The 9,778-nt window shown below is 37.4% G+C and carries 10 protein-coding genes; 6 read left to right on the top strand and 4 right to left on the bottom strand.

Annotated elements, in window-relative coordinates:
• A partial coding sequence (locus QMD21_06300; protein MDI6856375.1) for a DNA primase occupies window positions 1-231 on the bottom strand: 231 nt, incomplete at its 3' end.
• A 349-nt stretch (window positions 232-580) separates the two neighbouring features.
• Here QMD21_06300 and QMD21_06295 point away from each other — a divergent pair.
• Both QMD21_06295 and QMD21_06290 read left to right on the top strand, forming a co-directional pair.
• Window positions 581-871 carry an MTH1187 family thiamine-binding protein gene (locus QMD21_06295; protein ID MDI6856374.1) on the top strand — a complete coding sequence of 97 codons (291 nt, stop codon included), beginning with the start codon at window positions 581-583 and terminating at the stop codon, window positions 869-871.
• Between the two features lie 120 nt (window positions 872-991).
• Complete coding sequence (locus QMD21_06290) at window positions 992-1,483, top strand: pyridoxal-phosphate dependent enzyme (GenBank protein MDI6856373.1); 492 nt, start codon at window positions 992-994, stop codon at window positions 1,481-1,483.
• 140 nt (window positions 1,484-1,623) lie between these two features.
• Here the strand turns inward: QMD21_06290 and QMD21_06285 are convergent, their stop codons facing one another.
• Window positions 1,624-2,325: a creatininase family protein gene (locus tag QMD21_06285; protein MDI6856372.1), complete on the bottom strand. Its 702-nt coding sequence runs from the start codon at window positions 2,323-2,325 to the stop codon at window positions 1,624-1,626.
• 89 nt (window positions 2,326-2,414) lie between these two features.
• Between QMD21_06285 and QMD21_06280 the strand changes: the two genes are divergently transcribed.
• On the top strand, window positions 2,415-3,458 hold the full coding sequence (locus QMD21_06280) for a histone deacetylase family protein (GenBank protein MDI6856371.1): 1,044 nt from the start codon (window positions 2,415-2,417) through the stop codon (window positions 3,456-3,458).
• 1 nt (window position 3,459) lies between these two features.
• Here the strand turns inward: QMD21_06280 and QMD21_06275 are convergent, their stop codons facing one another.
• On the bottom strand, window positions 3,460-6,516 hold the full coding sequence (locus QMD21_06275; protein ID MDI6856370.1) for a tetratricopeptide repeat protein: 3,057 nt from the start codon (window positions 6,514-6,516) through the stop codon (window positions 3,460-3,462).
• Between the two features lie 110 nt (window positions 6,517-6,626).
• Here QMD21_06275 and QMD21_06270 point away from each other — a divergent pair, with 110 nt between their 5' ends.
• The 3 genes from QMD21_06270 (at window position 6,627) to QMD21_06260 (ending at window position 8,565) form a co-directional block, all read left to right on the top strand.
• Window positions 6,627-6,776 carry a hypothetical protein gene (locus QMD21_06270; protein ID MDI6856369.1) on the top strand — a complete coding sequence of 50 codons (150 nt, stop codon included), beginning with the start codon at window positions 6,627-6,629 and terminating at the stop codon, window positions 6,774-6,776.
• Window positions 6,760-6,912 (top strand): hypothetical protein, encoded by a 153-nt coding sequence (locus tag QMD21_06265; GenBank protein MDI6856368.1) that lies wholly within the window; start codon window positions 6,760-6,762, stop codon window positions 6,910-6,912. Before QMD21_06270 ends, QMD21_06265 begins: the two co-directional genes overlap by 17 nt.
• A gap of 177 nt (window positions 6,913-7,089) precedes the next feature.
• Window positions 7,090-8,565: a zinc ribbon domain-containing protein gene (locus QMD21_06260; protein ID MDI6856367.1), complete on the top strand. Its 1,476-nt coding sequence runs from the start codon at window positions 7,090-7,092 to the stop codon at window positions 8,563-8,565.
• A gap of 51 nt (window positions 8,566-8,616) precedes the next feature.
• Here QMD21_06260 and QMD21_06255 read toward each other — a convergent pair.
• A partial coding sequence (locus QMD21_06255) for a fibronectin type III domain-containing protein (GenBank protein MDI6856366.1) occupies window positions 8,617-9,778 on the bottom strand: 1,162 nt, incomplete at its 5' end.

Here is a 9,778-nt window from a genome sequence, read left to right as displayed (position 1 = left end):
TAAAAATTTAGGTAGGCATTCCTTGCTAGTTCTTGGGCCAAAGTATTTTAGCTCAGTTATTTTTACTGGGATGCATATTCTTGAAACCATTCCATGCAAAGAATAAGGCAGTCTAACAAGTCGCATTTCGCCAGCGGTAACCCATTCATTGATAGCATATTTTTTTGATAGCATCTGCGCTATTTTCAGCCTTTCTTTTCTAGCCAATTTATAAGTATCTTCGTCAAACACATGTATATGGAATCCCCTGCCTGAGTATGTTGTTCTAACCTTGGAATAATTTTTTACAAGCTCTTAGCATAATCACCATGATAAGGGCATTTTACATTCTCCGGGTCTAGATCGAACGCAAGTTCCTGACCTGAAAAATGCTTACAGTTCCAGCATTTTCTGTAAGCAATTCTGCATTTCCTGCATATTTCTAAATTTTCGTAAATACCTCTGTCGTAATAAGCGCTCTCAGGTAAAATCTCTCGCGCTCTTTCAAACTTGCGAATCTCAATCCTTTAGGCAAAGGTAGCATTAAAAAGAAAACAAATTTAAGTATTCAAATAACTATCGTAATTCGGTGATTGAGAAAATGATAATAGCGCAATTAAGTATCGCTCCTATAGGAGAAGGTACAGGCGTAAGTAAATATGTGAAAGCGAGTATAGAAGCGCTGAAAAGAAAAGCGTGTAGAGCAGAGCCAACTGCAATGTGCACTGTATTTGAAGCTAAAACGTTAGATGAAATTTTAGAGGCTTTAAAAGAAGCTCATAACGCAGTGTTCAAGCTTGGTGCTAAAAGAGTGATTACTCATTTGGTAATCGATGATAGGAAAGACAAAGAAGCTAGTATAGAATCTAAGTTGAGTGCAATTATGAAATGAGCTATTGTAGAAATGTTCTTGAAGCAATAGGTAAGACGCCATTAGTAAAATTAAACAGAGTAACAAAAAACGTTGGTGCAACGGTACTTGCTAAACTTGAAAGATAGAATTGCATTAAGAATGATTGAAGACGCAGAAAAGAAAGGCCTGGTGAATAAAAATTCTGTGATTGTTGAGCCAACAAGCAGCAATACCGGGATTGGGCTGGCAATGATGTGTGCAATTAAAAACTATAAGTGCATTATCGTGATGCCGAAGGGTATGAGTGAGGAGAGGAGAAAATCGATTAAGGCATTTGGCGCGAAGATTGTACTCACACCTGTCAAAGAAGATGTTGCAGGCGCTGTGAAAAAAGCAGAAACCATTGCAAGAAAAACAGAAAATGCATTTATTCCGCACCAATTTAAGAACCCTGTAAATGCTCAATGTCACTATGAAACAACCGCAAATGAAATTCTAGAGCAGACGGACGGAAAAATAGATGCTTTTGTGGCCGGAATCGGAACTATTATGGATGTTGGATCCGCACTTAAAGAAAAAATACTTAGGCATTTCATCTGGCGCAAATATTTTGGCTGCAATCGATGCCGCAAAGAAATTAAAATTAGGTAAAGGCAAAGTTGTCGTTACAGCGTGAGTAAATTGATAAGTTTCTGCCTTATTGCAGAATCCAGTACCGAACCTATACTTGGAAAATCATGGGTAGTAATATATCAATCAAAAACTCCACTTCGGTAATTCCAAGCATTTCCTCACAGCTCCTTAGCAAGCTTTACAATCTCGTTTATCACCCAGTCGTTGATTTTTCTGCCTTTATCTTCACTTGCTACCGTAGGATCGCCAATTATACCAGTTCGAAACTTTTTCTCTATCCCTTTCATTATCAGATATTTAGGCAAGTTCGGCTTGGATTTCATACCTTTTCCTTTAACCAAATCTTTTCTTAGCGCTAATATTCTAGAAGTTTCTATTGCGCCACCGTGAGCATCCCATTCTGGAATTTCAAGTGTCTTTAAGAATTTTCTGCCTTTGGCTTCGTATAACAGCTCGTAATCAGATAAAACTAAAACTTTCACATCTTTTTCCTCAGCAATCTTTTCAGCGCCTAACCTCAAAGCTTGTAAATGAGCTCTACCGCCGTGGCCTGAAAGCAAAATAATTTTTTTGAAGCCATTTTTTATAAAGCCTGCTAAAATATCGTAACTCAAAGCTCGCATAGTATCGAAAGTTAAAGATATAGAGCCTGGGAATTTATCTGTAGATACGCAAACACCATACCTTATACTAGGCACGATAAACACATTTTTTCCTAATTTCTTAGCTACTCTTTCTGCAATATACTCTGCTTGCAAAGAATCTGTGGCTAATGGCAAATGCTCGCCGTGCTCTTCAATTACACCAATAGGTAGGATAACAATGGACTTATCATTTACAAACTTCTTGACTTCTTCCATTGTAAGTTCATCAAATATAAACATAGTAATAGAAATTAATCTATAAGGCAAAAAGATTTTTCTATTTCTAAAGCTTTTTACTTAAGAAGATGGCGATTGCAATTGCGTATCATGAAGATTATTCTAAATACAATTTAGGCGAGGCTCATCCTTTTCTCAGTTTAAAGCCTAGAAAAACAATAGAGTTTCTAAGAGCGAAAAATTTGATGGGTTCTAAGTTAAAACTTTTAGTGCCTGTGCCTGTAGGTGAGGAGGATTTGGCGCGAGTGCATACAAGAGATTTTATAGAGCTAGTGAAAAAGCTCTCTGAAAAAGGGGGAATGCTTGCTTTGGATACTCCTGCGCCTAAAGGAATTTTTGAAATAGCGAAACTAGCATGCGGAGGTACTAAGTTGATGGCTGAGGAAGTAGCGCAAGAGAAATTTTGGTGCGGTATTAATACTTTAGGAGGTTTTCATCATGCAGGTAAAGATAGCGCTTCTGGTTTTTGCTTCTTTAACGATCTAGCGATTGCAATAGAGTATTTGCGCTCTGAGTACAAAATAAAAAAATTTATGGTTGTTGATACTGATGTGCACCATGCTAACGGCACGCAGGAAATCTATTACGACGATAATTCTGTGCTCCTTATCTCACTACATCAAGATGGCAGAACGCTATATCCAGGAACAGGATTTACAAAGGAGATAGGTGTGGGCAAAGGAAAGGGCTATACAACAAATATTCCTTTGCTTCCAGCTACAGCTGGAAAAGCTTATCTTTACGCATTTGATACTCTCGTGCCTAAGCTTGCAAACCAATTTCAACCTGAGATTATATTTTGGCAGTCTGGCGTAGATACTTACTGGCAAGACCCACTTGCAAATCTAAATCTTACTTTAGATACCTACTATTCGTTAGGACTTAGAATGAAAGCTATTGCTGAGAGTACTTGTAATAAGTTGGTAGTTTGTCTTGGCGGTGGATATCATGAAGATGGCTGTGTTAAAGGTTATTATAATGAAATTTCGGGATTGCTAAAAGCTGACAATTTTATAAATGAAAAAAAAGTTGTAGATGAAAGAAGAATAAATGAGACAAAGGAAATAATAGATAGAGCTATAATGAAACTATCTAATTATTGGAATTTCTGAGCTATAATTCCTGTAATTCCTTATTTAATTCTTCAACCTTTTTTATATTACCTAGCTTCTCATAAGCGGTTATAGCATTTCTGAACAGCTCTCTCGCCTTTTCTTTCTCGCCCTTTTCTTTGTACATCTTTCCGTACTCAAAATATATTTGTGATGGGAATTCAGAATCTTGAATTTCTTTCGCTAACTTTATTGCCTTCTCGAAACTCTCTACAGCTTTGCTCCATTCCTTTTCTACTTTGTGTATTATACCATAATTTAGCTCGCACTGCGCAATCGCTCTTTTTTCACCTAACCGCTCAAAAATTTTCAATGCATTAGCCGTATATTCTCCCGCTCTAGCTAACTCAGACTTTTCTATATAACCTTGTGCCGCATTGCTTAGCCCGTAGCCGAGCGTTCTAGCATCGCCAATTTCGTTGCTTAATTTCACACATTTTTCATACCACTCTATCGCTCTATCAATATCGCCTTTTCCATCATAAGCGGTCCCGAGATTGTTATATATTTTTACTAGCTCGTGTTTGTCGCCAAGCTTTTCCACTTCGCCCAACGCCTTTTCCATCAGCTCAATACTTCTATTATATTCTCCTACAGACCAATAAGCGATTCCTATTGCTCCGTAGGTTTTGGCAGTCAGAGCTAAATCGCTGATTTTTTCGCAAAACCTAAGACACAATTCTAATTCTTTCATGGCTTCTCCTACCTCTCCTTTGCGCAAGTACACAGAGCCGATATTATAATGCACATCAGCAATGCCATGAACATCGTTGATTCTTTCGGAAATTTCAAGTGCATTCTGTAAATTTCTCAGTGTTTTATCATACTCGCCTCTTCTGAAATATATTTTAGCAATGCCTCGATAGGATTCTGCTGAGTACGCATCTTCTTTTATCTCAGTGCTAAGCTCTAACGCAGAATGATAATAGTTCAGAGCCTCGTCCCATTTACCCAAAAGGTTGGATATATCGCCTTTGGATAATAGAATTTTAGCATACTGTTGCTTTTGAATTTTTTCTGTCTTAAACTCTGTTAAAATAGTTCTAAACTCTTCTAGGAGACCGCCTTTTATAATTGTAGAGCTGTTCTCAACAGCCAATTCAATTGCTCTTTCTTGCTCGTTTGCACTAAGGTAGTGATACATTGTTTCTATTAAAGCTGAATCACCAATTTCTTTCTCGTAATACTGAGCTGCAACTATGTGATAATAACTTTTCTGCTTTGATGCAAGTCTTGTATAAAAGAATTCACGCAACATTTCGTGAAGGTCGTAAATATTGTAAGACCTTTGGAGTAACGATTTTTCAACGAGCGCATCTATTACATCGTATTCTATGTCCTCAACAAGCAAAGCTCTTGCATAGAATGGTACTCTGAACACAGAAGCTATTTCTAAAGCCTTTTTTTCACTATCATTTAGCGCTCTTACAATTTCTTCTTTCAAAAATTCTTCTGCTTCAGCAGTTGTCTCGGGTAATATTAACTCTAGCATCAGAGGATGGCCTTTCGTTAGATTATAAAATCTATCTGTATCCTTCTCAATTCCTCTAGCATTCAGTAGTTTCTCAGAGCTTTCTTTGTCAAGCCCTTCTAATTTTAGCTCTACTACAGTCTTTCTTATAACAACGTCTCTCCGATCATAAAATGGTGCAATGCTCCTGCCTATCACTACAATTTTTGATTTTGTTCTTAGTTCTTTTAATGATGAAAAGAAATCGACTATTTCGTTATTCGCTCTTTCGAAATTATCGAATATAAGCAATGCTCTAACATTATTGAGCTCTTCCTCTAACATCATCATTATTTCTTCTATATCGATTTTGCCGCCTGCAATATAATTTTTTAGACGTTCTACGCCAGCTTTTGCAAGAAACTCAGATAATTTTGCAAGCATGGTTCTTAGAGTGCTAAAATTATAAAACCTATGCCAGAAAACATTAATCTCGAATTTATAACGTTCAAGCGCCTTAGCCACTAGTGCGGTCTTGCCTATGCCTGCAATGCCTTTAATAACAATTACGTGCGCCTCAGAAGCAAGAAAATTTAATGTTTTATTTAGCTCAGCGGTCCTCCCGAAAAAATGTTTGATCTCAGGTTTTCTCTCAGAGAAGTCAATATATTTTTTGGGCATTAGAAAAGACTGTAACTCAAAAATGTCATCTTGCGAAACGTGTTTTAATACATTTGTATAATTTAGCTCTACTGGAACAATTTCTCTCAGCTCGTAAATTCTCATATTTTGCATAATTAACATAAACTCCTTTTTATTAAAAATGTTAGGATCTATCGGTAAAATTAGAATAGCTCCTCTGTTCGCTACCAAATCGTTTATTATTTTCAGCCATCTTAAACAAGTATCAAAACCGTTAACCTCTACAAGATACTCAAATCCTTCTAATAGCATTACTGGCTTTTTACTATCATTTAAAAAATCAGTTATTGTTTTGGTAACTTCAAAATCTAGTCTACTAGGATGAAGAATATCCTTCCCGCTAATTTCAGATAGCCAGTAAATTTCTACTTTTATGTTGTATTCTTTGTCGATATTTTTAGGAGACACATTCGATATAACGATGCCTTCATAACCTTCTTTTAGTAGCCTTTTAAAAGCCTCGTAAGCCTGAGCATGCTTTTCACCTTTTATAATATAAGAGTACCCTATCTCGAAAGGCTCTTTGACAAGCTTTTTTAAACGCTCAATCAAATCAGCTATCGTCATTTCTTCAATTTCTGCCTTATCTCTAACCTTCAGCTTAGTTTCGCCAATCTGCTCCTTTAACTTCGTAGCTCTCATTATGCCATTTGAGGTTAAAAAATAAAAATTTCTGAATCTACCAGTCTGGCGCAGGTAAATTCGTTTCTCCTCTATCAAACCTTCTTTCTTCAGTTCCTTTAGTCCTTCAGATACAATTCTATGAGAAATATTAAGCGCTTCTTCTATGCCGGATTGCGAGAATATTAAGCTAGGCTGGAGTTTCTTTGCAACTGTCTCAAATTGTTCTTCTATACGATCTTCCAAATGTATTAGTATCCTCTCCTTAGCAGTAAGTTTAAGCATTAATGGTAAAGCAGCTTGTGAACATAAAAATGTATCATAGTAACAGCAGGGTAACATCAAGGTCGATATTTATATACTCTAAATTACAAACATTATTTCCGGTGATAAAAATGGAAGATATAATTAAGAGCACAGACCAAAGCACTGCCAGAGAAGCTATCCAAGTAGCTACACTTGTATTGGCTATGCTGAGTAATGAAAATCCTAGACTCCATGTGCATGTGCTTGAAGAAGGTGATATAAATGAAAGAGTTTGTTGAGTGCAAAACCATTGGGTATAAAATGTGCCCTTGGTGTAGAAAACCAACTGTAAGCACTAAATTGGAGATATGGTTCGGAAGATTCAGGCATGTAGAGAAAGAGTGTAGCGTGTGCGGGTATTATAGATATACGTAGGAGTGGTAAAAAATGGAAAAAGAAAAATTGTTGGGCTACCGAGAAAAAATAGTTCGAACTCTTTCAAGTCTCTTGCCACTGTGCTTTGTAAGTAGTAGCACTATCGCAATACTAGGCCTTGCGTTTATATTCGTCCTGTTGCACACATTAGCTTTGGTAAGAGAGGTGAAATAAGAAATGAGGGAAATTATTTGGTATCCTCCAATACCGCCACCGCCGGCTGAGAAACGACAAATAGATAAAGAATTAAGAGCGCTGAGAACTAAAAAAATTAGTTATGCAATTACGGGAATGTTTGCCTTTGTTATATTTACTATGATATTGGTCTCTGTAGTGTATCTCTGGGTAGTAGGCTACATGGGCGCCGGAGGCGCTGGCTATGCTGGTGCATTCACTGGGGAATTGCCTGCTGAGCCTAAAGCCGTGAGTATCAACTCTACAATTAATGTAGAGTATAGAAGGATAGAGAAAGAGTACGTACCAATTTATACACTAAGTTACGAGGCTACTTTTAAATATATTATAACTACAAGCGAAGCCACTGCCAATATACCTTTACCAAAAGGTTCTGTTGAGAACTTACTTTTAAGAATAAATAACAATATTACAGAGCCGACAATCAGTGGCAACAATATAGTAATTTCTCTTTCTTCAGGTAGTAATACAATATATTTAAGCTATAGCGCTAAAGGCTCTAACGAATATTCTCATCAAGTGCCTAGAAATAGACTTATCGAAAGGTTTTATATGAAGTTAGAATTGAGAAATGTAGAATGGCATGAAAGTTTGCCTGAAGAATGCCTTGTACCAGATAATATTATTATCTCGGGCAAGACTACCATTTTCATTTGGGATAAAGATAGTGCGGTTTTAGATAAAAATATAATTGTAAAGTTGCCTAAATGGGAAAACCCGTTTGACACTTATCTCAACAGCATACCTGCCTTTTTCGTGCTGATACTTTTACTCGGATTATTTTATTACGAAGCTTTCAGAAGAGTTGGTAAATTATGGAAAACAGAATATATTTGCTTCTTGCTAGTGCCGTTTGTCTTTCTATACTTATCCATAGGAGTGGGTATTGTGTATCTCGACCTACTCTGTGCTGCAATTATTGGCTTAGTTATTTGTATTGTTGCTATGTATTTAGTAAAACGAAAAGTTCTAGGTATTTCCAAAGGTTTTTCTGAAATTTTTTTGATACCTTCATTTGCAGTTATATTTGTGAATATACTTTCATTTGTCAAAATTGAGTACAGTTTAATTGTAGGGGCTAGCGCTTTTGCTATAACTCTTATTTTGGCAATCAAATTTTTCAAAACCTATCCAAGACCTGAAGAAAAACTTACTGTAGAAGAGCTCAGCTTGAAAATAAATATTTTAGAAGAAGAAAGGAGAAGATTAGAGCAAGAACTTGCGTTTGAGAAGGAAGACAAGCAGAAAATACTAGCTAGAATAAAAGAAGGTGTTTTTACAAAAAGGTTCTGCCCTTATTGTAGATATTCTGTAACGCATGAATTCGATTTCTGCCCTAAATGCGGTAAGGATATAAAAAGAATAATGAGATGCGGGAAATGCGGCGCACTAACTTCCACAGCTGAAAACGAGCTGTACTGTCCTAACTGCGGAGAGGCTAGAGTGTCACAATTTTAATTACAACGATCAGAAATAAAAAATCAAAAAAGAGGTGGAGGGGGTCGGTTCTTACTCCCCAGGTTTTTCTTCAGGAGGTACTTCAGGCTTCTTCTTTTTCTTCGCTACCGCTACCGCTATTGCTATAATGATAATTATTATGATGATTATTGCAACTATGTATAGCCACTCGATTGGCTTCTCTTTGACTGTTATTTCTGCGCTAGCAGTCTCAGTTACAGTTACACCTGCTACATCTACGTTAAATTTGTATGTATGTGTCCCAGCAGTTAATTTGGTCTTGTATTCGTACTCCGCACCAGTTGCATACTCGCCTGAAACTTTTGACATATTGTAATTGATGCCATCTATAACTACCCTTACAGAAGTAGGCGCATCGCCGTCAGCGTCTGTATAAGTAACACTGAAAGTAAATTCTGTATCTACATCACCTTCTGCAGGCTCAATTGTTGGATTTGTGAGCGTTGGCGCTGAGTCCAGTATAGTCACAGTTGCCGAAGTTACCAAATCGCCAAAGTCAATTCCGTCTTTTGGCTTAACTGTGAAGTACCATACTTGTCCTTTAGCTGTTGCTGCTGAAGGCACTGTTGTATCGTTATAGGCTTCTTGAAGCACGGGCACATCATCTTCGTACTTGTACCATCTGATCTCTGTTCCGCTTTCTGCATCGGCATCGTAGTCGTAATATGTATAGCTTGCAACTAGGTCATCTGTAGTCTTAGGCTCTGCAGGCGTTATTGCCAGAGCGCTTGCTATCGGCGCTGCGTTTGGTGTTGCTGAAACCGGTGTTACTGTTTTATTCTCATTGAGAACAACATCAACTGCAGTTACTGCAAAGTAATATGTAATGCCGTTAGTAAGGCCTGTCACTGTAGAAGTTGTGTTAGTAGTTGTTTCAAAAAGCGTAACCTCCGCTTCTTCGGTTACATTTGTGAAAGTAGCGTTCTTGTAATAGACGCAGTAATGTTTCAAATCTGCTTCTGTACTTGCATTCCAGCTTAGGGCAACAGATTCATTGCCATGCACCGGTTCTAGGCCAGTTACTGCATCTGGCGCTATCAAGTCTTCTATCACTTTTATAGATACCAGCTCACTTGTGTCTGTAACCAGTAGCGGGTCTATCTTTATAGTCGTCCAGCCTGTTATAGTAACGTTCGCAACGGACGCGTCATAGACTTCTGCTCGCCACTTATCCAGTAGGTTGAGCGAGTAG

The sequence above is a fragment of the Candidatus Thermoplasmatota archaeon genome (genome assembly GCA_030018475.1).
Classification (GTDB): Archaea; Thermoplasmatota; JASEFT01; order JASEFT01; family JASEFT01; genus JASEFT01.
This window is presented reverse-complemented; position numbering and strand designations above follow the sequence as displayed.

Coding starts and splice junctions, on each gene's coding strand:
- QMD21_06280 (MDI6856371.1), top strand. CDS start 2,415: ATGGCGATTGCAATTGCGTATCATGAAGATTATTCTAAATACAATTTA.
- QMD21_06295 (MDI6856374.1), top strand. CDS start 581: ATGATAATAGCGCAATTAAGTATCGCTCCTATAGGAGAAGGTACAGGC.
- QMD21_06260 (MDI6856367.1), top strand. CDS start 7,090: ATGAGGGAAATTATTTGGTATCCTCCAATACCGCCACCGCCGGCTGAG.
- QMD21_06290 (MDI6856373.1), top strand. CDS start 992: ATGATTGAAGACGCAGAAAAGAAAGGCCTGGTGAATAAAAATTCTGTG.
- QMD21_06270 (MDI6856369.1), top strand. CDS start 6,627: ATGGAAGATATAATTAAGAGCACAGACCAAAGCACTGCCAGAGAAGCT.
- QMD21_06285 (MDI6856372.1), bottom strand. CDS start 2,325: ATGGAAGAAGTCAAGAAGTTTGTAAATGATAAGTCCATTGTTATCCTA.
- QMD21_06265 (MDI6856368.1), top strand. CDS start 6,760: ATGAAAGAGTTTGTTGAGTGCAAAACCATTGGGTATAAAATGTGCCCT.
- QMD21_06275 (MDI6856370.1), bottom strand. CDS start 6,516: ATGCTTAAACTTACTGCTAAGGAGAGGATACTAATACATTTGGAAGAT.